General features: G+C 61.3%; 19 protein-coding genes and 2 tRNA genes. 9 read left to right on the top strand and 12 right to left on the bottom strand.

Features of this window, described 5'->3' with window-relative positions; translation table 11 throughout:
• Positions 1-78 precede the first annotated feature (78 nt).
• From ACMKFF_RS05225 to ACMKFF_RS05240, 4 genes are all read right to left on the bottom strand, one after another.
• The gene (locus tag ACMKFF_RS05225) at positions 79-2,976 is read right to left on the bottom strand and encodes an S-layer homology domain-containing protein (protein ID WP_419496273.1); all 2,898 of its coding nucleotides are present in this window, start codon (positions 2,974-2,976) and stop codon (positions 79-81) included.
• A 282-nt stretch (positions 2,977-3,258) separates the two neighbouring features.
• Positions 3,259-4,434 carry an alanine racemase gene (gene alr / locus ACMKFF_RS05230; protein ID WP_418468924.1) on the bottom strand — a complete coding sequence of 392 codons (1,176 nt, stop codon included), beginning with the start codon at positions 4,432-4,434 and terminating at the stop codon, positions 3,259-3,261.
• 15 nt (positions 4,435-4,449) lie between these two features.
• Positions 4,450-5,013, bottom strand: a complete 564-nt coding sequence (locus ACMKFF_RS05235; protein ID WP_367926447.1) for a hypothetical protein — start codon at positions 5,011-5,013, stop codon at positions 4,450-4,452.
• Positions 5,014-5,025: 12 nt separating this feature from the next.
• The gene (locus ACMKFF_RS05240; RefSeq protein WP_419496274.1) at positions 5,026-5,880 is read right to left on the bottom strand and encodes an NAD(P)H-hydrate dehydratase; all 855 of its coding nucleotides are present in this window, start codon (positions 5,878-5,880) and stop codon (positions 5,026-5,028) included.
• 428 nt (positions 5,881-6,308) lie between these two features.
• On the opposite strand from ACMKFF_RS05240, the gene pheS reads away from it, so the two are divergent.
• From pheS to ACMKFF_RS05270, 6 genes are all read left to right on the top strand, one after another.
• Positions 6,309-7,352, top strand: a complete 1,044-nt coding sequence (gene pheS, locus ACMKFF_RS05245; RefSeq protein ID WP_419496275.1) for a phenylalanine--tRNA ligase subunit alpha — start codon at positions 6,309-6,311, stop codon at positions 7,350-7,352.
• A gap of 12 nt (positions 7,353-7,364) precedes the next feature.
• Entirely contained in the window at positions 7,365-9,752 is a 2,388-nt protein-coding gene (gene pheT, locus ACMKFF_RS05250) for a phenylalanine--tRNA ligase subunit beta (protein ID WP_419496276.1), read from the top strand.
• 96 nt (positions 9,753-9,848) lie between these two features.
• Entirely contained in the window at positions 9,849-10,094 is a 246-nt protein-coding gene (locus ACMKFF_RS05255; RefSeq protein ID WP_349135658.1) for an IreB family regulatory phosphoprotein, read from the top strand.
• A 217-nt stretch (positions 10,095-10,311) separates the two neighbouring features.
• On the top strand, positions 10,312-10,602 hold the full coding sequence (locus ACMKFF_RS05260) for a hypothetical protein (protein WP_349135659.1): 291 nt from the start codon (positions 10,312-10,314) through the stop codon (positions 10,600-10,602).
• Between the two features lie 30 nt (positions 10,603-10,632).
• Positions 10,633-11,595, top strand: a complete 963-nt coding sequence (locus tag ACMKFF_RS05265) for an NlpC/P60 family protein (RefSeq protein WP_418468929.1) — start codon at positions 10,633-10,635, stop codon at positions 11,593-11,595.
• A 112-nt stretch (positions 11,596-11,707) separates the two neighbouring features.
• Positions 11,708-12,853, top strand: coding sequence for an aldo/keto reductase (locus ACMKFF_RS05270; protein WP_419496277.1), 1,146 nt, complete (start codon positions 11,708-11,710; stop codon positions 12,851-12,853).
• A 66-nt stretch (positions 12,854-12,919) separates the two neighbouring features.
• Here the strand turns inward: ACMKFF_RS05270 and ACMKFF_RS05275 are convergent, their stop codons facing one another.
• Positions 12,920-13,522 (bottom strand): hypothetical protein, encoded by a 603-nt coding sequence (locus ACMKFF_RS05275; RefSeq protein ID WP_419496278.1) that lies wholly within the window; start codon positions 13,520-13,522, stop codon positions 12,920-12,922.
• Positions 13,523-13,700: 178 nt separating this feature from the next.
• Here ACMKFF_RS05275 and ACMKFF_RS05280 point away from each other — a divergent pair.
• Positions 13,701-13,776 (top strand) — tRNA-Arg (locus tag ACMKFF_RS05280).
• 158 nt (positions 13,777-13,934) lie between these two features.
• Complete coding sequence (locus ACMKFF_RS05285; RefSeq protein ID WP_419496279.1) at positions 13,935-15,176, top strand: hypothetical protein; 1,242 nt, start codon at positions 13,935-13,937, stop codon at positions 15,174-15,176.
• Positions 15,177-15,221: 45 nt separating this feature from the next.
• Here ACMKFF_RS05285 and ACMKFF_RS05290 read toward each other — a convergent pair whose 3' ends face one another.
• The 4 genes from ACMKFF_RS05290 to nifS are packed head-to-tail and all read right to left on the bottom strand — an operon-like array spanning position 15,222 to position 18,341.
• Complete coding sequence (locus tag ACMKFF_RS05290) at positions 15,222-15,635, bottom strand: RrF2 family transcriptional regulator (protein WP_349135665.1); 414 nt, start codon at positions 15,633-15,635, stop codon at positions 15,222-15,224.
• Positions 15,636-15,648: 13 nt separating this feature from the next.
• Positions 15,649-16,761 carry a tRNA 2-thiouridine(34) synthase MnmA gene (gene mnmA, locus ACMKFF_RS05295; RefSeq protein ID WP_419496280.1) on the bottom strand — a complete coding sequence of 371 codons (1,113 nt, stop codon included), beginning with the start codon at positions 16,759-16,761 and terminating at the stop codon, positions 15,649-15,651.
• Positions 16,709-17,140, bottom strand: a complete 432-nt coding sequence (gene nifU, locus ACMKFF_RS05300) for a Fe-S cluster assembly scaffold protein NifU (protein WP_367926436.1) — start codon at positions 17,138-17,140, stop codon at positions 16,709-16,711. Before nifU ends, mnmA begins: the two co-directional genes overlap by 53 nt.
• A gap of 13 nt (positions 17,141-17,153) precedes the next feature.
• Positions 17,154-18,341, bottom strand: coding sequence for a cysteine desulfurase NifS (gene nifS, locus ACMKFF_RS05305; RefSeq protein ID WP_349135668.1), 1,188 nt, complete (start codon positions 18,339-18,341; stop codon positions 17,154-17,156).
• Between the two features lie 242 nt (positions 18,342-18,583).
• Here nifS and ACMKFF_RS05310 point away from each other — a divergent pair.
• Positions 18,584-18,675: transfer RNA gene (locus ACMKFF_RS05310), tRNA-Ser, on the top strand.
• A 355-nt stretch (positions 18,676-19,030) separates the two neighbouring features.
• On the opposite strand, the gene ACMKFF_RS05315 is transcribed toward ACMKFF_RS05310, so the two are convergent.
• From ACMKFF_RS05315 to ACMKFF_RS05325, 3 genes are all read right to left on the bottom strand, one after another.
• Positions 19,031-20,836: an ABC transporter ATP-binding protein gene (locus ACMKFF_RS05315; RefSeq protein WP_419496281.1), complete on the bottom strand. Its 1,806-nt coding sequence runs from the start codon at positions 20,834-20,836 to the stop codon at positions 19,031-19,033.
• Positions 20,836-22,605: an ABC transporter ATP-binding protein gene (locus ACMKFF_RS05320; RefSeq protein WP_419496282.1), complete on the bottom strand. Its 1,770-nt coding sequence runs from the start codon at positions 22,603-22,605 to the stop codon at positions 20,836-20,838. Before ACMKFF_RS05320 ends, ACMKFF_RS05315 begins: the two co-directional genes overlap by 1 nt.
• 21 nt (positions 22,606-22,626) lie before the next feature.
• A partial coding sequence (locus ACMKFF_RS05325) for an HdeD family acid-resistance protein (protein WP_419496283.1) occupies positions 22,627-23,114 on the bottom strand: 488 nt, incomplete at its 5' end.

Below are 23,114 nucleotides of genomic sequence, written 5' to 3' on the forward strand. Positions count from 1 at the left end.
GGATATTTTTCGCCGAATGCTCTCGCTGAATTGTGCGGTGCTGCCTTAAAAAACGGACCAAAAAATGGATCCGATTTTTCAGATTTCCTTCGTCAGCTGCCGGTACAGCAGCGTGACGATCTGCGCGCGGGTGCACAGGTCATCCGGGCTGAAGCAGCCGCTGCCTGTGCCGTTCGTAACGTTGTTCTCCGCCGCCCACGCGACGGCCGCGGCATAGTAGCTCCCGGCGGGGACGTCCGCAAAGGCCGTACTGCCGGAAGACTCCGGCTCCCCTACCGCACGCCACAGGAACGTGACGATCTGTGCGCGCGTGCACGGGGCATCTGGGCTGAAGCAGCCGCCGCCCGTGCCGTTCGTAACGTTGTTCTCCGCCGCCCAGGCAACGGCCGCGGCATAGTAGCTGTCCGCCGGGACATCGGCAAAGGCCGTATTGCCGGAGGGCTCCGGTCTCCCGGCAGCACGCCACAGGAACGTGACTGCCTGCGCGCGGGTGCAGGACAGGTCCGGTGAGAACGTCGTCATCGTCGTGCCGTTCACCACGCCGCGGGACAAGCCCCAGACGACGGCGTCATAGTAATAGGCATCCTCCGGCACATCCCGGAACGGGAGCTGCATCACTTCGCCGCAGCGGACGCAGATGCCGTTCACGACCTCGTGGCCCAGCGGCTCCAGCGGCTGGCGGCGCAGTTCGCCGCAGATCGTGCAGCGGAAGTCGATCCAGCCCGACATGGTGCAAGTCGGCTCGCGACGGCCCGTTTCGACCAGCTGATGATCATGCATCTTCGGCTGCGTCGTATACCACAGGCTGCTCGTCTCGCCGCGGTAGACCGTCAGCGGAGTCTTCGTCTTGGCATAGCAGCGGAAGCAGCCCGCATCCGCATCATACTGCAGCGTGCGGCTGAGATAGCGCGCGCTGCGGATCGTCATATGACCGTCCTCCATGGAAATGACCCAGCGGGACAGCGACGTTCCGGTGTCCTCCGCCGTGTTGAGCTGCTCGCTGTTCGAGCGGCAGGCCAGATAAACCGCATCAGAAGTGCCGCCGAGGCGGATGGCATACTGCTCCGTGCCTGCGGCACGCTCGATCTGTACAACGACCGCAGCGGAAACGCCGCGCAGCGCGCCGTCCTCCTCTGCAAGCCCGGCATCGGCAAACGGGACTGCCGCCTCGCTGCTGCCGAGCGCCGCGCCCGTGACCGAGCCGTCACACAGGAGGGCATGGCCCTCGGCAGAGAGCACATAGGTGCCGCTCCAGTCCTCCGGGGCCTCTGTCAGCTCGTGGAAGGCGGGCGTCGTTCCGGCCGGAGTCGCAAAATAGCGATAGACGGCGTAGAGCGTCTGCTCCGGCTGCACAACGGCAAACTCACTCCCGGCGCGGAGATAGGACAGGCTCCCGACCGGCTCCGCCTGCTCCTGCAGGGACCAGCCCGCAAAGGAATAGTCCTGCGCATCCGCTGCCGGAGTCCCGACGGGAAGCGGCAGGATCTCGACATCGCCGACATAGCTCTGAATCCCGGCCTGCATGACACCGTTCGGCACGACAAAGTGCAGCACAGCTGGCGTCTTGGCAGAGAAGTGGATCGTGATCGTGCAGTCCGCGCGCAGGGACGAGATGCGGAACAGGTCGCCCTCCTGCGTCACAACAGCGGCCCCCTCCGGGGTGACCGTTGCGCCGTCGGCATAGTAGCCGCGGGCCGGGACGGCCGTGACCGTCATGCCCTTCTGGACGACCGTTCCGGCCGTTTCCGGGGCGTCCGTCGTCACGGTTGCGGTGAAGCTCTCCAGCAGGCTCCAGACGGAGCTGACCTCCTGCACTGCGTCGACCTTGCCGTGACCGGGATAGGCGTCCTCCGCCGAGACGACGACGGGGAAGGCTGCATGCTTCCGCACGGCTTCCTCCAGCGATGCGGCGGTCTGGGAGGAATCGCTGCCCAGAATGGCGGGCGAGCAGTCCCAGCTGCCGTAGCGGGCCTTCATGGTGCGGATAGACTCCGCGACCGTGCCGCCCTGCAGCAGCCTGTTGAAAAATTCCGCTTCAAAGCAGTAATCGCCGATAAAGGTAACGGACTGGCTGTAGCCGTAGACCACGCCGACGCCCGCGTCCATAAGTGGGCCCTCGAGGCCGTCCGTGGCCATGCCGAGGCAGATCGCCATCCAGACAAGGCCGCCGTTTGCGGGCTTTTCCATATGGTTGGCAATGACCGTACCGTCGACCTCATAGTAGCGCATGCCGTTGATGCCGCTTCCGCCGTAGACGGCGTGGCCGTCGGCATAGTCCTCGGTCGTCAGGCCCTCGCCGCTCTGCAGGCAGAGGTAGGACGTCGTCGCTTTGGAGGTGTAGTCCTCATTGTCGCCGGTATAATCCGTGGTGCCGTGGCTGTCAAACAGGATAACGCCGCCGGACTCGACCGCGTCGGCAATGGCGTCGACCGTCGCGGCCTCCGTCTTATAATAGTAGAACGTGCCCTCGGACTTCGCGGCGATGCGCTGGCCCTCTTCGTAGTACTGGCGCGTGAATGAGCTGTCCAGACCGTAGTACGGCTGGAAGAGATACACGTCGCGCCCGTGCTGCACGCCGCGCAGGGCGGGAATGCTTTCCAGCGTTTCCGTCTGCGCCGGTTCCTGCGCACGCTCGCTGATGCGTGCCAGCTGCGGGTTATACGAGCAGGTGATGCCCGCATCCGTCTGCCAGGTCACGCAGCTGCCGTTCGCAGAGACCGTGCCCGGCCGGACGCCGTCGGCTGTCTCCAGCCAATTGCAGAGCGCCCCGGTGTCGGCCGCACCCGCCGCGCCGCTGTTCGTGCCGTCCGCCGACGGCAGCGAGGCAAAGATCGCGTCGGCTGCGGCATAATCCGCCTCCGTCAGCTCCCGCGGCTCCGCCTGCTCGCCCGGCGCTGCCGAAGCGGCGGTGCACAGCGAGAACAGCACGGCCACGGATGCCAGCAGAGCCAGAAGCCGTTTCCATCGATTCAACATGCTATTTCCTCCTGTGAATTCTGGTTAGTCTTGCCTAACTCAAGGCCGCATCCCATCGACGCATGCTCCGTCCGGAGGGGTGGCCTCGCTTTCGTTCTGCCGCAGGTTTTGGTTAGGCAGTGCTAACTCATGTTGGAAAGAAATCCGCCCAGCGGCGGTCCGGATATCCGGTTCTCATTTCCCGTATATCCTAGTGTATTTTACCGGAGACATCGGGTATTGTCAAGATGGATTTGTGTAAAATTTTCCTGCGGCGAACACCCGGTTCGCCGCAGGTCAGAATCAGACAATATACTGCAGGACCTCGGTCTCGTCCTCGCCGTTGAGATAGATGCGAGGAATACGCTTGTTGATGCCGCACATCAGCTCATACGGGATGGTCCCGAGGCGGTTGGCAAGGCTCGTCAGCTCGATGCTGTCGCCGCCATCCTCGCCGAAGACCGTGACGACGTCGCCGACCTTTGCCTCCGGCACGCGCGTGATATCGACCATGCACATGTCCATGCAGATGCGGCCGACCTGCGGCACGCGCCTGCCATGCAGCAGGAACGACACGTTGCTCGAGAGGCTGCGCGGGAAACCGTCTGCATAGCCGATGCCGACGACGGCGATGCGGGCCGGGTCCTCCGTCGTGTAGGTGCGGCCATAGCTGATCGTGATATTCGGCTCAAAATCGCGGATCTGGAAGATCGTGGAGCGCAGGGACATCACGGGCCGCAGATCGATCATGCCGCGCAGGTCCTCCGACGGGAGCACACCGTAGGTCGCGATGCCGGGGCGGACCATATCGAGCGCATACTCGGGATAGAGAATGGTAGCACCGCTGTTGCAGCAGTGGCGGATCTCCGGCTCGATGCCCACGCCCTTGAGGGCGCTCAGCATCTGCGTGAAGCGCTCGAACTGCGTATGCGTAAAATTCGCGTCGGCTCCGTCGATGGAATCCGCGACCGGGAAATGCATGAAAATTCCCTCGATGAGAAGCTTGGGCATCTGCGCAACTTCCTTCAGCTCCTCGACCGTCTTCGGGTGGTCATAGGCAAAGAAGCCGAGGCGCGACATGCCCGTATCCAGCTTGATGTGGACCTTGAGGCGGCGCTCTGAGCCCTTGAGCTCCTCGTGCAGCGCGCGGGCATACTCGAGGCTGTGGACCTCCTGCCGCAGTCCCATGGCGACCAGATCGCGCGCATAGGCAGGCGGCGTATAGCCCAAAATCAGGATGGGACGGCGGATGCCGCCGCGGCGGAGCTGCATGGCCTCCTCCAGATTGGAGACGGCAAGGAACTCCGCGCCCAGCTCACACAGATGGCGGCTGATGGGCACGGCACCGTGGCCGTAGGCATCAGCCTTGACCACGCCGAGAAGGCGGCAGCCGGACGGGATCTTCGCCCGGAGCTGCTGGTAGTTATGATTCAGGTTGTCGAGCGAAATATCCGCCCAGGTTCTCTTTAAATAATCCATGTAAATTTACTTCCGTTATTTCAGACTGAACTCTGATATCGTCAAATTCAGAATACGCTGACCATTATAGCATACTTCCGCATAAATTGGTATGCCATTTTCAAACCAGGTGTCCACCTTGAGCATTTTTTCTTCATAATCCTTCTCATAGGTCGCGCGGAACCGGCCGTCCTCCTCACCGCCCGCGGCGAGATAGGCGGAGGACCAGCAATATGCCACGACGGCCGGACCGGCCGCCGGAGCGAGCCTTCCGTTTGCCAACAGGCCGAAGTCCATCATCAGGCCATCATAGGTGACGGTTCCGCCGGTCTCGTCCACCGCTGCAGTGATTCCGGCCAGCGTCTCCGGCGCGGCGACGGTGAAATGCGTCGGGCCGTTCACCTCCGTCTCGCAGTCGAGCGCAAACGGGACGACATAGTCTCCGTAATCTGCCGTCAGCTCCGCGCGGAAGCTGCATCCCCCGGCCTGCACCAGCGAGGCGCGGAACGCAATGGCGGGCGAAACGCCCTGGCTTCTTCCTCCGCAGCCGCCGAGCAGCAGGCAGAGGCACATCATCAGTACGGCGCAGCCTCGCCGCACGCGCATCCCCTCCTATGGCAATAAATATGGCAGCTCCGCCGCAACGTCCGAGGGCAGCAGGCCGTACTCCCCCATCCGGGCGGCGCAGCGGTCGGCCGCCGTTCCGTGGAGCCACGCAGCCGCAGCCGCTGCATGCACGGGCGGCAGGCCCTGCCCCAGCAGTGAGACGAGAATGCCCGCCAGCACGTCGCCGCTCCCGCCCGTAGCAAGGCCCGGATTGCCGCAGCGGTTCTCCCAGCGCTCGTCCGCGCCGCAGATGGCAGTCCGGTGTCCCTTGAGCAGCACCGTCGCGCCGGTCTTCTCCGCAAGCGCCGCAGCCGCGCCCACGCGGTCCTCCCCCGGCAGCCTGCCCATCAGGCGGCGGTATTCGCCGTCGTGCGGCGTGAGCACCACGGGACAGGCCGCGCCGCGCAGTACATCTATATGCCCCTCGAGCACGTTTATGCCATCGGCATCCACCACAACAGGGCAGGATGCATTGGCAAGCACAGCCTGCACGGCGGCAAACGTCCCGGCGCTTCTGCCCAGTCCGCAGCCAATCAGACAGGCATCGCAGCCGGAAAGCCGCGCCAGAATTTCCGGAACGGCGCTCTCTGCCAGCATGCCGCCCTGCGCGGGTAGCGGGAACACCATCGGCTCGAGCAGCTTTCCCGCCACGATGGGATACACCGGCTCCGGCACGCCGACGAAGATCAGCCCCGCGCCGGACCGCGCCGCCGCCATGGCAGCCAGTGCCGGAGCGCCCGTATAGCCGACGGCCCCGCACAGCAGCAGGATGCGGCCGAAATCGCCCTTGTGCGTCTCGCGCGCCCGCCGCGGGAGCCAGCCGCAGAGCCGCTCCGCGTCCATGAACGAAATATCCGCCATTTTTCTTTCCCCCATCTGCCGCAATGCGGCCTTTTTCGATATGATTATAATGTACCGCAAAAAAATAGTCAAATCCCCGGCGGATTTCCCTTGCAACCTTTGAAGAAATATGTTAAAATTTTGGCGATACAGAAGAAAAGCTGTGATCGGGCCGCCGGCTGCAGAATGTGGGCTCAGAGAGGGTGCGTTGCTGTGAGCACTCCCCGCAGGCAGTGCAGGCCTTCCCCCGTGAGCTTCCGGCTGAACGCCCTGCGGAGCATGTGCTCCGCGGCAATTAGGCCCGGACGGGTCGCTCCGTTATCGGTTTGAGTGCGCCGTGTCAGCGGCGAATGGCGGGTGGTACCGCGGAAGTTCTGTCTTTCGTCCCCTTTCGGACGGAGGACTTTTTCTTTTCCCTGCAACATTTCTTTGCAAAAAGGAGAGCCAACATGAAAGAACAACTGGAACAGATCAAGGCGAAAGCACTGGCTGACCTCGCAGCGGCGGCAGATATGTCCGCGCTGGATGCCGTGCGCGTGCGCGTGCTTGGCAAAAAGGGCGAGCTGACTGCCGTCCTGAAGCAGATGGGCAAGCTGTCTGCCGAGGAACGTCCCGTCATGGGCCAGATGGCAAACGCTGTCCGTGCCAAGCTCGAGGATGCGCTGGAGAAGCGCCGCACCGCGCTGGATGCCGCTGCGCTCGAGTCAAAGCTCGAGGCCGAGGCCGTGGATGTCACCATCCCCGGCAAACCCGTGGAGATGGGCCACCAGCACCCGATGAACCGCGTGCTGCAGGAGGTCAAGGAGATCTTCATCGGCATGGGCTATCAGATCGTCGACGGCCCGGAGATCGAGGAGGCCGCCTACAACTTCACGAAGCTGAACATCGAAGAGGGCCATCCCTCCCGCGACCGCTCCGACACCTTCTATTTTGACGACGACGATTCCGTCCTGCTGCGCACGCAGACCAGCCCCATGCAGATCCGCGTGATGGAGCAGCAGAAGCCGCCCATCCGCATGCTGGCCCCCGGCCGCGTGTTCCGCAAGGACGAGGCCGACGCCACGCACTCCCCGATGTTCCATCAGATCGAGGGCCTCGTCGTCGACGAGGGCATCACGATGGGCGACCTGAAGGGCGCGCTGGAGACGCTCATCAAGCGCCTGTACGGCGAGGACGCCGTCGTGCGCTTCCGCCCGCATCATTTCCCGTTCACGGAGCCAAGCTGCGAGGTCGACATGCAGTGCTTCAAGTGCCACGGCACGGGCGAGACGGCCGGTCAGGTCTGCTCCACCTGCCATGGCGAGGGCTGGATCGAGCTGCTGGGCGCCGGTATGGTGCACCCGAAGGTGCTCGAGGGCTGCGGCATTGACCCGAAGAAGTACTCCGGCTTTGCCTTCGGCATCGGTCTGGAGCGCATGGCCATGGGCCGTCTGCGCATCAACGACCTGCGCCTGATCTTTGACAACGACGTGCGGTTCCTTTCGCAGTTCTGAGGAGGTAGAGCAATGAAACTGAACAGAAAATGGCTCAACGAAGAATTCGTGGATCTCTCCGGCGTGCCGGATCGGGAGTTTGTCGAGACCATGACCATCGCCGGTCAGAAGGTCGAGACCTATGAGCGGCTCGATGCCGAGCTGCGCAATGTCGTTGTCGGCCGCGTCGTGTCCATCACGCGCCATACGAACTCCGACCACATGTGGGTCTGCCAGATCGACGTCGGCGCGGGCGAGCCCGTGCAGATCGTCACCGGCGCGCAGAACGTGCACGAGGGCGACCTTGTCCCCGTGGCCCAGCACAATTCCTGGCTGCCCGGCGGCGTGCACATCACAAAGGGCAAGCTGCGCGGCGAGGTATCGAACGGCATGCTCTGCTCCCTGAAGGAGCTCGGCCTGACGCTCAACGACTTCCCCTATGCCATTGAGGACGGCATCTGGATCCTGCAGGAGGACTGCAAGCCCGGCGACGACATCAACACCGTCATCGGCAACGACGACACCGTTGTGGACTTTGAGATCACGAACAACCGCCCGGACTGCTATTCCATCCTCGGTCTGGCCCGCGAGGCCGCTGCCGCCTTCAACAAGCCGATGCGCCATCACGACCCGGTCGTGCGCGGCGGCGCGGCAGGCGAGCTGTCCGAGCTGCTGGAAGTCGAGGTCCCCGCAGAGGACCTGTGCCGCCGCTACACCGCGCGCATGGTACGCAATGTGAAGATCGCCCCGTCGCCGAAGTGGCTGCGCCAGCGCCTGCGCGCCAACGGCGTCCGCCCCATCAACAACATCGTCGATATCACGAACTATGTCATGCTGGAATACGGCCAGCCGATGCATGCCTTTGACTACCGCTATGTCGGCTCCGGCAAGATCATCGTCCGCCGCAGCGAACCGGGCGAGGTCCTGACGACGCTCGACGGCAATGTCCGCACCCTGACGCCCGGCATGCTCGTTATCGCCGACGAGACGAAGCCCATCGGTCTTGCCGGCATCATGGGCGGCGAGAACAGCGAGATCATGGACGACACAGTCGATGTCGTCTTTGAATCCGCAAACTTCAACGGCACGTCCATCCGCCAGACTGCCCTTGCGCTCGGTATGCGCACGGAGGCCTCCGGCAAGTTTGAAAAGAACATCGATCCGCTGCTGACGCTCCCCGCCGTGGACCGCGCCTGCGAGCTCGTCGAGCTGCTGGGCGCCGGTGAGGTCATGGACGGCGTCATCGACGTGCTCAACGACATCCCCGAGCCGCGCACCATCGAGCTGGAGCCGGACCGCATCAATGCCCTGCTCGGCACGGACATCTCCGAGGCCGACATGGTCGAATATCTGCGCCGTCTGGAGATCCCCGTCGAGGGCCATGAGATCCGCGTGCCGTCGTGGCGTCCCGATCTGGTCGGCATGGCGGACATCGCCGAGGAGGTCGGCCGCCTGTTCGGCTACAACAACATCCCCACGACGACGTTCCGCGGCGCTGCCACGGAGGGCGGCTATACGGAGGCCATGAAGCTCGAGAACCGCGCCGGTTCCCTGTGCCGCAGCCTCGGCTACAGCGAGATCCTGACGTATTCCTTCGTCTCCCCGTCCATCTTCGATCAGATCCGCCTGCCGGAGGACTCTTCCCTGCGCAATGCCATGCGCATCCAGAACCCGCTCGGTGAGGATGCCTCCATCATGCGCACCGTCGCACTGCCGTCCATGCTCGCCATTTTGGCGCGCAACAACGCCTATCACAACGATGCCGTCAAGCTCTATGAGCTGGCGAAGGTCTACCTGCCGAAGCCCGGCCAGACCCTGCCGGACGAGCCGAAGCATCTGGTGCTCGGCACCTACGGCGAGCACGAGGACTTCTTCAAGATGAAGGGCGAGATCGAGGCCTTCCTGCGCGGCATGAACGTCCCCGAGGCCCGCTATACCGCCGAGAAGCACGATCCGACGTTCCATCCCGGCCGCTGCGCCCGCGTCAGCGTGGGCGGCGTCGACCTCGGCTGCTTCGGCCAGATCCATCCGCTCGTGGCCCGCAGCTACGGCATTGACGGCGAGATTTTCGCCGCAGAGCTGAACTTCACGGCCCTGCTGTCCCTGCAGCTGCCGGAAAAGACCTATACGCCGCTGCCAAAGTACCCGGCCGTCACCCGCGACATCGCCGTCGTCTGCGACGAGGCCGTAACGGTCGCCGCCCTGTCCGACTGCATCCGCGCCGCAGGCGGCAAGCTGCTGCGCAGCGTGGAGCTGTTCGATATCTACCGCGGCAAGGGCATCGCTTCCGGCTCGAAGAGCGCGGCCTTCCGCCTGACGCTCCGTGCAGACGACCGCACGCTGACGGATGCCGATTCCGACGGCGTCGTGTCCGCCGTTCTGGCCGCTCTGGAAAAAGAGCTGAACGCCAAGCTCCGCTGAGCACCGTTTTGTTTCCAATTTGTTTACGCATTTTTCCTTTACTTTATCCCGAATTTCGGATATGATAGAGGAAAGGAAGAAAGGAGGCGGACGTAATTGGATCATAACACGATCAAATTCAGCGTGCCGGTCGACAACAGTGCGGAGATGAAGCAGATCCTCACGGAGGTCTATCGCTCCCTCACGGAAAAGGGCTATAATCCGATCAATCAGATCGTGGGCTACCTTCTTTCCGAGGATCCGACCTACATCACCAACCACAATAACGCTCGCAGCCTCATCTGCAAGCTCGATCGCGACGAGCTTCTTCAGGAGCTTGTCCGGCACTACCTGTTTGATTAGTTCCCCGCTTGGGGAGGCTTCTGCGGCAAGTAGAGGCCTCCCCTCTTTTTCTGCCCTCCCAAGCAAAAAACATCCGACAGTTCCCGCACCGCGTCCCCGGACCATTGTAACGCTTTCCGCCGCAAAGATTACAAATCGGCAGAAATTCCGAATTTGCTATTGACAATTCGGTTTCTATGTGTTACAATTCGGTTACATTTTATTTGGAGGTTCCCGAATGTCCGAAAAAAATGAAGTCCTCACCTACAAGGGCCACCCCCTGATGCGGAAGGACAATCTGGTTTATTACGGTTCCATGGCAGACGAATTCATCGTCATGCTGCAGATCCTCGAAACAAAAAAGCTCGACGATCTCGAGCTTGCAACAAAGGTCTCCGTCCAGCTCCAGCGCACGGATCCCGCCGCCAAGGCGCGCGACCGCGTGGTGAAGAAGACGGAAAAGGACGGCTTCTACACGGCTTTGGATGTTGGCTGTGTGTGGCTGGAACGTGCACTGAACGCAAAATAAGCACAATTTCTGTTTGGGAGGTACTTTTACATGAAACGGATGATCAAGGTCCTGTTGATTCTTGCCGCCACAGTCGCCGCTGTTGCGGCTCTTGCGATCACGGCAGGCGCCACGGAGCTCAAAACCGGTATCGGCATTGTCGAAGCGAACGGCGGCCTTCGCCTTCGCTCTCAGGCATCGACGAGCTCCGATGTGCTCTCCACGGCGCATAACGGGGACAACGTCGTCGTCATCCGTCAGGTCGGAAACTGGTATCTGGTCAACTACAACCTGAAGATCGGCTACATGCATTCCGACTATATCACCTTCAAGGAGCGCGAGAATATCGAGCTGGGTTACGGCTCCGTCGATCCCTATCTCGCCAATATCCGCAGCGGCCCGTCCACTTCCTCCGGTCTTGTTGATCAGGCAGGCAGCGGCGCGAAGGTCTTCATCTTCGGCTTCAACTGCGGCTGGTACAAGGTGAAGTACAACGGCCAGATCGGCTACATCCGCAGCGACCTCGTCACCCTGCTGGAAAAGCCCTACTGCAACAGCGGTTCTTCAAGCAGCGGCTCGAGCTACTCCTCCGCCACCGGCTACGACAATTCCTATTCCTCGGGCAGCAGCTCCTCGAGCAGCACGTCTCTCGGCCAGCAGATTGCAGTCTTTGGCATGCAGTACGTCGGTTATCCTTATGTCTACGGCGGCACTTCTCCCTCCGGCTTTGACTGCTCCGGCTTTGTGCAGTACATCTACCGTCAGTTCGGCTACAGCATCAACCGCACCGCGACCGCGCAGCTCGCAAACGGCTACTACGTCTCCTATGACAGCCTGATGCCCGGTGATCTTGTCTTCTTCGGCAGCGGCTCGTCCGCTTCCCATGTCGGCATGTACATCGGCGGCGGCGAATTCGTCCACGCGGCCAATTCCCGCTCCGGCGTCAAGATCTCGAGCCTCTCGGAAAGCTGGTACGCAGCCCGGTACATCGGCGCCCGCCGCATCGTCGGATAAAGCAGAACATACTCCCCTGCGCAGGACAAGCTCCTGCGCAGGTTTTTTTACAGTTGATACCACGCATTTCCCATGGTATAATGAAGCAAATATAGTAGGAGGAGCAACCATCATGAGGTACAGAAGATTGGGAAAGACCGGGCTGAAAGTCAGCGAGATCGGTTTCGGCGGAGAATGGCTGGAGCGGCACCCCGAGGCAGAGAGCATTGAGCTGATCCACCACGCAGCCGCACAGGGGATCAACATTCTCGACTGCTGGATGGCAGACCCGACATCCCGGGACATCATCGGCAAAGGCATCCGGGACAACCGCAGCCACTGGTATATCCAGGGCCACATTGGCTCCACCTGGAAGGACGGCCAATATTTCCGAAGCCGAGACATACAATACGTGCGCCCGGCGTTCGAAGACCTTCTGCAGCGCCTGCAGACGGACTACATCGATCTCGGCATGATCCACTATGTGGACTCCGAGCAGGATTGGGCGCAGATCCAGCACTCGGATTATCTGGATTACATCATGGGCCTCAAAAAGGCCGGTGTCATCCGCCATATTGGCATCAGCTCCCATAACCCGAAGGTCGCAAAGCTGGCTGCGGAGTCCGGTTATGTCGAGATGATCCTGTTCAGCATCAACCCCGCCTTCGATATGCTGCCCGCAAGCGAGGATATCGACGCGATGTTCGCGGAGGAATTCAGCGCAGAGCTCAAGGGAATCGATCCCGAGCACGCAGCGCTCTACAGCATCTGCGAGCAGCACGACGTCGGCATCACGGTGATGAAGCCCTTCGCCGGAGGCAGGCTATTCGACGCGAAGCGCTCCCCGTTCGGCGTAAGCCTGACGCCGGTGCAGTGCATCCACTATGCCCTGACCCGCCCCGCCGTCAGCTCGGTCCTATGCGGCTATGACACGAAGGAACAGGTCGATCAGGCCGTTGCCTACGAGAACGCCTCGCACGAGGAAAAGGACTTCGCTTCGGTCATCGCCAACGCGCCGCTCCACGCCTATCGTGGCCAGTGCACCTACTGCGGGCACTGCAAGCCCTGCCCTGCCGGCCTTGACATCGGCATGATCAACAAATTCTATGATCTCGCCACCATGCAGCCGGAGGTCCCCGCCACCGTGCGCTCGCACTACGAGGCGCTGGAGCACACCGCCTCGGCCTGCATCGGCTGCCGCTCCTGTGAGTCCCGCTGCCCGTTCGGCGTGCCCATTGCGGAGCGGATGGAAAATGCCGCAGCCCTGTTCGGCTGCTGAAGTTCCTTCTGAAACAGCAAATCACGCAGGCCGATTGTCAGCCTGCGTGATTTTCATTTCGATCTTTTATTTTTCTTCCGGCTTTTTCTCCGAGCAGAGCTCCGCTGCCGCATGAAGCCGCTCCGTGGACTCACGGAACACGTCCTGCACGCCGTCAAGCGCCTGCTTCAGACGGTCATAATCCGCGTGGAACCGATCGGACAGGCCTGTAATGTCCTGCCGTCTGGCCTTGAGCTTTTCCTCGGCCTGCTCGAACGCGCTGCGCATCCGGACGGCAGACGCCGCGGCACGCTCGCGCGCCATGCGCTCTGTCTGCTCAGCACGGCGGTAAGCCGTCAGCTCCATCTCATCATAGCGCGGCTTCTGAACGGCCGCTGCAGGCTGCTCTGCGGGCTCCTGCGCCTGCCGGAGCGCAGCGTTCTGCTCACGCAGCTCGGCAAGCTCGGCGCGAAGCTGCGAAAGCTCCTGCTTCTGCCGCTCCGACTCCTCCTGCCGAGCGGCAAGTTCCTTCTTCTGCTGCTCCAGCTCCTCCTGCTGGCGGGTGCGCTCCTCCGCCAGGCGGCGCAGCTCCAGCTCGTGCTCGCTCGTCGTCTTCTGAATGAACTGCACCACATCCATGCGGTTGAAGCCGTGCAGGGAGCTGCGGAAGCTATCCGTCGTCGCTGCCATTGCCATTCCTCCCGATTCTCTCCCGATTCGGGAGTTTTTTCTCATTATAGCACGCGGAACGGCGAAAAACAATATATACCACGGAATTTTGACGGATGTTCTCTCCCCTGCCCGGCGAGTTTTCCCATTTTTCTTCTTTACTTTGTCCAAACTATCTGCTATAATAATGGATGCAAATGCGCCGGTGGCTCAATGGATAGAGCATCAGATTCCGGTTCTGAGGGTTGGGGGTTCGAGTCCCTTCCGGCGTGCCATCTCCGGATCAGGCGGGCGGACGATTCATTCGTCGGCCCGTTTGTTGTTTATGCCGGAAAAAGCGCGGATGATGCGCCTGTACTTTCTTCTTTCTCCTGTTTTCCGCTATAATCATAGCCGCGGTATCCCGCAAATCAGAACGAGGAGAAAGAAAATCATGAGAAAATGCATCCGCACAGCAGCCGCTCTGCTGCTGGCCCTCGCCCTTGCAGCCGGACTTTTCGGCTGCAGCATACCTGCCCCGATCGTCAGTGGGGGCGACAAACCCCACACCACGGAGCCTGCGGCCACAGGATCGCAAACGGACACCGAAGACACGCAGAACATGGAAAATGCAGAAGACACCGGTGAGCAAGACTGGGCCGGCGAAGAGGAGTCCTCCGACCCGGCGCCCGTGGAGACGGACCCGCCTGTGTGGGAGGGGCCGGAAACCGTAGTATATCTCGCGCCCTATGACGCGCTGGCCGTGGAATACGGCGGCTATTTCTATTATGTGGACCGGGACGACAATCTCTGCCGCACGACCACGGACATGACGGACTATACGCTCTTCTGCGAGGCGCAGATCCGGGGCGACGTCCGCATCATTGGCATCACGGACGCCGGAAGGATGTACCTGAGCAGCGGCGGGCAGTCGTGCTATGTCGATCTGGCCGAGGGCCGGGACGGCATGGCGGCCGACTACGGCATGGTCGAGTCGCAGACGTTCACAGGCGCTGCCCTCTCCATCGGCATCCGCGCCCTGCGCGGCGGCTGGATGTACTACACGAAGTCCGGCGAAAACGGTCTGTTCCGCGCAAAGATCGGCGCAGTACCCGAGGAGGAAAACTGCATCGTCTTCGACAAGGACATCCGTGAAGCGGCCGTGACCGGCGATTACCTGATCTACACCTACAACAGAGGCAGCCGCGCCGACCTGCAGGTCACGCTGGCTGACGATCCCGACAGCCTGCTGCTCACGATCGAGGGCAACGGCACCTATCCGACGACCATGCTCGCCGGTACGGACGACCGGAGCGGGACGCCCCTGCTGCTCGTCTCGCGCTATGAGCTCATCGACCGCGGCGCCGAGTACTCCGTCTACGACCTTTCGACGCTTGAGCTCGCGACAAACAGCATGCTCGACAGCGCCAAATTGCAGCGCCTTGGATATTGCTTCGGCAAAAATGGGGACGAGATCGTCTGCTTCAACAACTGTCTCCGCTTCAATCCCTTCGGGACGTTCTCAGACGGCAGCAGCCAATACTATCCGAACGCCTACTATACGGACGACTATCTCGTGAGCTTTTTCAGCATCACCTATGCCGGAAACGGCTGGTACTTCTTCGCGGACGCGGATCAGGGCGGCGCGACCCATGCCATTGAGGAAGGCGGCACCGAGCTCATCCCGCTCGTCTGACCCATAAAATCAGCCCGGCTGCCAAATGATGGCAGCCGGGAAAATTTAGCTCAAATGTGGTGTCAGGAACGCCGCAAGCGTTACGCTTTCCAGATAATTCTGAATGAGATTGTCCAGCTCCGTCCAGATCGGTTTCGTGCGGCAGTCCTGCGTGCGGTCGCAGGAGCACTGACCGTTTTCCATGCACGAAACAGGGGCCAGCGTGCCCTCCGTCAGGTTCAGAATTTCGGCCAAGGTGTATTCCTCCGGTCGGCGATTCAGCCGGTAGCCGCCGCCCTTGCCGTGAATAGCATCGACGAGCCCGGCCTTCGACAGGACGGTCATGATATTCTCCAGATATTTTCTGGAGATCTCCTCGCGGTCTGCGATCTCCTTCAGGGGGACATATTCCTCCAGCCCGCTTTCCGCCAGATCGATCATGACGCGCAGCGCATAGCGGCCCTTTGTTGAAATCATCATTGCGTATTTCTCCTCAGAGGATCGTTCCGCCGCCAACGACGGTATCGCCGTCATACAGCACAACGGCCTGCCCGCGTGCAATGGCGCGCTGCGGCTCGTCGAACGAGACATGCACCGTGCCGTCCGGATTCTGCGTGACGGTCGCAGGCTGCTCCTGCTGGCGGTAGCGGATTTTTGCCTTGACGTGCAGCTCGGCGGGCGGCGTATCATAAGCGATCCAGTTGAAATCGCCCGCATCCAGCTCCGTGGTGAACAGGGCCTCATTCGGGCCGAGCACGACGGTGTTGTCCTCCGGGCGCTTCTCACAGACATAATACGGATGCTCGATGCCGAGGCCCAGTCCCTTGCGCTGGCCGATCGTATAGTGGATGATGCCTGCATGCTCGCCCAGCACATGGCCCTCCCGGTCCACGAATGGGCCGGGCTTCGCCTTTTGGCCGGTGCGCAGCTCAATGACGCGGGCATAGTCGCCGTCCGGTACGAAGCAGATATCCTGACTGTCGCGCTTTCTGGCGTTTACAAGGCCATGCTTCTCGGCAATCTCACGCGCCTCGGTCTTGTGCAGCGTGCCGAGCGGGAAGCGCAGATGCGCCAGCTGGTGCTGATTCAGGAAATACAGCACATAGCTCTGGTCCTTGCTGTCGTCCACGGCCTTTTTCAGGAGCCAGCGGCCGTTTTCCTGCTCGATGCGGGCATAGTGCCCCGTGGCGACGGCATCACAGCCAAGCAGCTCCGCGCGCTCGACGAGTTTGGCGAATTTCATGTAGCGGTTGCAGTCGATGCAGGGGTTCGGTGTCGCACCGCGCTCATAGGCATCCACAAAGCGGTCCATCACCTGCTCGCCGAAGCCGTCCGTGAAATTGAACACATAGAACGGCATACCGAGCTGATAGGCCACGCTGCGCGCATCCTCGACGTCTTCGAGCGAGCAGCAGCTCTTTTCGCGCGACACCCCGGCGTCCTCATTGTGGAACAGCCGCATCGTCGCGCCGACACATTCGCAGCCTGCCTCAGATAGCAGGAGGGCGGCGACGCTGGAATCCACGCCGCCGCTCATCGCGATCAAGATCTTCTCAGGCTTCACAGTGGTCACAATGCGAGCAGTCCGGGAACTTGGACTCGTCATAGGCGATGCCGTGCTTGTCGTAGTAGTCCTTCACCGCTGCCTTGATGGCCTCCTCCGCCAGAACGGAGCAGTGCATCTTGTACGCGGGCAGACCGTCCAGCGCCTCGGCAACAGCCTTGTTCGTCAGCTCAAGGGCCTGGGACAGAGGCTTGCCCTTGATGAGCTCCGTCGCCATGGAGCTCGAGGCGATGGCGGAGCCGCAGCCGAAGGTTTCGAACTTGACATCGGAGATCTTGTCGTCATCGATCTTCAGATAGATCTTCATGATATCGCCGCACTTGGCATTGCCGACCTCGCCGATGCCGTCGGCATTCTCGATGATGCCGACATTGCGCGGATGCTGGAAATGGTCCATCACTTTTTCGCTATACAGTGCCATAACTGATTCCTCCTCAGAGAATAAACGATTTCTTGCCCTCGACCAGATCGCGCCAGACCGGGGACATGCCGCGCAGATAGGCGACGATCTCCGGCACGCAGGCCAGAATATGGTCGATCTCCGCTTCCGTGTTGCTCTCGCAGAGCGTCAGGCGCAGCGAGCCGTGCGCGACCTCATGCGGGCGGCCGATGGCCAGCAGAACGTGGCTCGGGTCAAGCGAGCCAGACGTACAGGCAGAGCCGGACGAGGCACAGATGCCCTTGCCGTCGAGCAGCAGGAGCATGGACTCGCCCTCGATGCCCTCAAAGCAGAAGTTCACATTGCCGGGCAGGCGATGCTCGCGGTCGCCGTTGAGCGCACAGTGTGGAATTTTCGACAGGCCGTCGATGAGCTTGTCCCGCAGGGCCGTGACCTTGGCGATGTTCTCATCCATATGCTCGCAGGCCTCGCGGAAAGCCGCAGCCATGCCGGCGATGCCGCCGACGTTCTCGGTGCCGGCGCGCTTGCCGCGCTCCTGGGCGCCGCCCTCGATGAGGTTCGTCAGGAAAATGCCCTTGCGCGCGTACAGAAGGCCGACGCCCTTCGGGCCGTGGAACTTGTGGGCCGAAAGGGAAAGCATGTCGATGTTCTGCTCGCGGACGTTGATGGGCAGATGACCGGCAGCCTGCACCGCATCGGTGTGGAACAGGACGCCGCGCTCGCGGCAGACCGCACCGATCTCGGCGATCGGCTGGATCGTGCCGATCTCGTTGTTTGCATACATGACCGTCACGAGGCAGGTATCCTCGCGGATGGCGTCCGCGACCTGCTGGGCCGTGACGAGGCCGTTTTCATGAACATCGAGCAGCGTGACCTCAAAGCCCTGCTTTTCCAGCCGCTTCAGGCTGTGCAGGATGGCATGATGCTCAAAGGCGGTGGAGATGATGTGCTTTTTGCCCTTGCGCGCGCCGAGCGTGGCCGCCGTCAGCAGGGCCTGATTGTCCGCCTCGCTGCCGCCGGACGTGAACGTGATCTCACGGGCGTCGCAGCCAAGGTACTTTGCCATCGTCTCGCGCGAAGCCTGCAGGGACTCCGCAGCCTTCTGCCCCAGCGTATACAGGCTCGAGGGGTTGCCATAGCTCTCGCGCAGGAAGGGCAGCATGGCATCCACGGCGGCCTGACTCATCCGCGTGGTGGCAGCATTGTCAGCATAAACGTTCATGTGGATTCTCCTTTATGGTGTCTCCGGCCGGGCCGGAGTTGGAATTGTAAGATGCCTCCGGAAGAATTTCCCATCATCCCGGTAGGTTAATAGGATGATATCATATTTTACCCACAAAGTCAATGGGTAGTCCAAAGATTCCCGCGCGTTCGCGAAAAAATCTCAGAAAAGACTTGACTTTTGGCGAAAAATCGAGTATGATATGCAAGCTGATTTCAGTGATCTGATATCGGCGCAAAAGTGGAGAGGTGGCTGAGCTGGCCGAAGGCGCACGACTGGAAATCGTGTAGGCGTTAAAAGCGTCTCGCGGGTTCGAATCCCGCCCTCTCCGCCAGGAAAAAGAGCACTTGCTGATGCAAGTGCTCTTTTTCAGTATAATCTACCCTTGCGGGTGAGGGAAATACCGCTCCGCGGTGTGATATACGCCTCCGGCGTGTGAGATCGCTGCGGCGGTGGGTGGATTTTATGGGAACTCCGGATCGATCATCTGCAGTTGATACCGGCTCTCTTTTCGTCAATCCATCGGTATGAATGACCTAAAAAGCGCAATGTATTCCCGTGCTTTTCACACCTCGCCTCGCCAATAGTCTCTCGCCATCCATGCTTGCTGATTGGATCAGAACTTCCATAGTAAATACCGCCGGAGCGGCTGCCTCGCAGCGGCTCCGGCGGTTCTGTTTTCGTTCCGTTCAGGACGCCTGCTCGAACTGGCTGTTATAGAGATCGGCATAGAAGCCGCCTGCGGCCAGCAGGCTCTCGTGCGTGCCCTGCTCGATGATATCGCCGTCCTTCATCACGAGGATGAGGTCCGCATTCTTGATCGTCGAGAGGCGGTGGGCAATGACGAAGCTCGTGCGGTGCTCTGTCAGTGCATCCATGGCCCGCTGCGTCAAAAGCTCGGTGCGGGTATCGACGGAGGACGTTGCCTCATCGAGGATGAGCATCGGGCTGTTCTGCACCATGGCGCGGGCAATGGTGAACAGCTGCTTCTGTCCGGCGGAAATGGCGACGTTTTCGCGGAGAACCGTGTCAAACCCGTGCGGGAGCGTCTCGATGAAGTGATAGATACCGCAGGCGCGGCAGGCGCGCTCCAGCGTTTCGTCCGAAACGCCGGTCCTGTTGTAGACAAGATTCTCGCGGACCGTGCCCTCAAACATCCAGGTATCCTGCAGGACCATGCCGAACAGGCCGTGCACCTCCTCGCGGCTCATATCCTTTGTGGAGATACCGTCGATGCGGATGTCGCCTCCGTCCAGATCATAGAAGCGCATGAGCAGATTGACCATCGTTGTCTTTCCGGCGCCGGTCGGACCGACGATGGCTACCTTCTGCCCCGGCGCAACATGGGCAGAGAAATCATGGATGATCGTCTTCTCCGGGTGATCGGGGTAGCTGAAGCGGACGTGGTCAAACTCGATCTCACCGCGCACCGGCTGCGGCACGGGCAGATTCTTCGACTCATCCGGCAGCTCCGGCTCCTGCAGGAAATCAAACACGCGGTCGCCCGCCGCGGCGGCGGACTGCAGCTGCGTCATGCCCTGCGCGATCGTCGTCAGCGGCGAGGTGAACAGGCGCACATAGAGGATGAAGGCAGTGATGACGCCGAACTTGATGCTGCCGTTCATCACGAGTGCAGCGCCCAGCACGCACACGGCGACATAGCCGAGGTTGCCGATGACATTCATCAGCGGCTGCATGATGCCGGAAAGGAACTGGCTCTTGCGATTCGCCTCATAGACAGCGCGGTTCATGCCGCGGAACGTCTCCTTGATCTTGTCATTCGCGCGCGAAATGCGCACGACGTCATGGCCGGAATACATTTCTTCAATATAGCCGTTCAGCGTGCCGAGGCTCTCCTGCCGGTCGACAAAGTATTTCTGCGAGCGCTTCATGATGATGAACATGAACACAAAGCCGATCATCGTCGCCGCGATGGCGGCCAGCGCCATGCGCCACTCCGTCACGAACATCATGATGACGCAGCCCGTAAGCTGGGCCACGGCGCTGATCATGGACGGCAGACTGTTGGACAGAGCCTGCTGCAGCGTGCTGACATCGTTTGTCACGCGGCTGAGGATATCGCCGTGCGCAATGCGGTTGAAGCAGCTCATGGGCACGCGGTTGATCTTGGCGCACAGGTCGCGGCGCATCTGCTTGGAGAGGCCGAGCGTCACGGTCGCCATGATATAGTGCTCGATATAGGTCAGCATGGCACTGAGCGCATAGATGCCGAGCAGCACGCCCGCCACGCGGCCAATGGCCGCAAGGTCGATCTCCCCCATCAGAGAATCGGAGATCAGATTTGTGATCTTGCTGAGCTGATTCGGCCCGAGGATCGTCAGCACCGCGCCCGCGGCCGCGAGCACCAGCGCAATCAGCATCGGGAGCCTGATCTTTTCGGAATAAGAGAACAGCTCACGCTGCACGCCGCGCAGGCCGCGCTTGCTCTTCTCAGCAGGGCGCATGCCGCGCCCGCCCATCGGTCCCATTGCCATCAGACTCCCTCCTTTTCCAGCTCTGCCGCAGAGAGCTGCGACATGGCGATCTCGCGGTAAACGCTGCAGTTCTTCATCAGCTCGTCGTGCGTGCCGATCCCGGCCACACGGCCCTCGTCCAGCACGACGATGCGGTCGGCATGACGGATCGTGCCGATGCGCTGCGCCACGATCAGGCAGGTCGTGTCGCTCAGCTCGCGCGCCAGACCGGCGCGGAGGCTGGCATCGGTGCGGTAATCCAGCGCGGAGAACGAATCATCAAAGATGAGGATCTCCGGCTTGCGGGCCAGTGCGCGCGCGATGGAAAGGCGCTGCTTCTGGCCGCCGGAGACGTTTGCGCCCGCCTGTGCGATCGGCGCATCGAGCTTGCCGGGCAGCTTGTCCACAAATTCCGTGGCCTGCGCCAGCGAGAGCGCGCGCTGCACGGACTCGTCGTCCTGCGGGGCGCCGCTTTCGCCGAACAGCACATTGCTGCGCACGTCGCCCGCAAACACAATGGCCCGCTGCGTCACATAACCGATGCGGTCGTAGAGCGCATCGAAGCTGTAGCTGCGGACATCCTGCCCGTCGATGAGCACCTGGCCCTCCGTTGCGTCATAGAAGCGGGCCGCAAGGCTGACAAGCGTCGTTTTACCGCTGCCGGTCGCGCCGATGAAGGCGACGGTCTCGCCCTTGTTTGCGCGGAAGCTCACATGCTCGAGCACGTCGCCGGACGACGACGGATAGCGGAACGAGACATCGCGGAATTCCACGGTCCCCTGCTCCGGCGCTTCGGTCGTTTTTCCCTCATGCAGGGAGATCGGCGCATCGAGCACCTCGTTGATGCGGACGGCAGAGACCTGCGCCATCGGCAGCAGAACGAGGATCATGACGAGCATCATAAGCGACATGATGATATACGTCGCATAGGTGCCGAACACCACGATGTCGCCGAACGTCGAAATGCGCCCGGCAAGGTCCGTTGCAGATACGCGGTTCACGATGGCCGCGCCGACCCAGTAGATCGTCAGCGACAGGGCGTTCATGGCAAGGCCGACCGCCGGCATCAGCAGCGCCATGGCGCGCTGGTTGAACAGCTGCGTGCGCATGAGAACATCGTTGGCCTTCTCGAACTTGTCCTCCTGGTATTCCTCGGCATTGTAGGCATGGACCACGCTGATGCCGGTCAGGTTTTCCCGGGAAATGAGGTTGATGTTATCCGTCAGCTTCTGCACGCGCTTGACCCGCGGCAGAATGACGAGGACCACGATGAGCATCAGGGCCAGCAGCGCCACGACAAAGCCCGCCGTGATCACAGACAGTGTCCAGCTCTTGTTGACGATCTTGATGACCGCCCACACGGCCATGACAGGGGCCTTGATCATGGTCTGCATGCCCATGGCAACGAACATCTGGATCTGCGTGATATCATTCGTCGTGCGGTTGATGAGGCTCGGCACGGAGAATTCCAGCATCTCCTTCTGACCGAAGTCCGCAACCTTCTGGAACACGCTTTCGCGGATGTGATAGCTGAAGCCTGCCGCGACCTGTGCATTGAGATAGCCGCAGAGGATGGCCATTACCGCGCTGATGAGCGTGCAGGCCAGCATCTCAAGGCCGGTGTGCAGCACGTCCGAAACGGTACTGCCCGGCGTTTTGATCTGCACGGTCAGATCGCTCATATAATCCGGCAGGCGGAGGTCAAAGTAGATCTGGCCCAGAATAAGTGCAACGCACAGCAGCGCCATGATCCACTGTTTCGCCTTCATTTGTTTGAGTAGTCTAAGCATAACAGGATTTCCTTCCAGAAATTATCTGCCCATACCGCTGAGCGCCAGCACGATACCGTCCACGCCCAGCAGGATGAGATAGAAGCCGATCGTCAGGCTCATGGAAACGGCCGACAGCACGGGGTGCAGCAGCATGAGCGTTGCCAGCACGATGCCGAGGATATTCAGAATGAGTGAAATTGCATAGCTCGCGCGGCCCGCCGTCAGGCGCACCCAGTTCAGATGCGTCAGGTTGGAGATGCAGTGCGTCAGGAACCACAACGGGAACAGCAGGGTCATGGCCCACTGCCCGGCAGAGGGATAGACCAGCAGCATGAAGCCGCACATCACGCTCAGAATACCACTGACAAGCGCCGTCATCGGGCCGAAGCCCGTATGGCGCTCCACGCGCGCATAAAACGCAATGTCCATGATTCCCGTGGCCACGGCAAGTACGCCATAGACCATCACAAAGCTCTCGAGCGCCGCCTCCGGCCAGATAAAGGTCGCAATGCCGAGCAGCACGAGCA

Source organism: Faecousia sp., assembly GCF_048519415.1.
In the GTDB taxonomy this organism is placed as follows: Bacteria; Bacillota; Clostridia; order Oscillospirales; family Oscillospiraceae; genus JAZOXB01.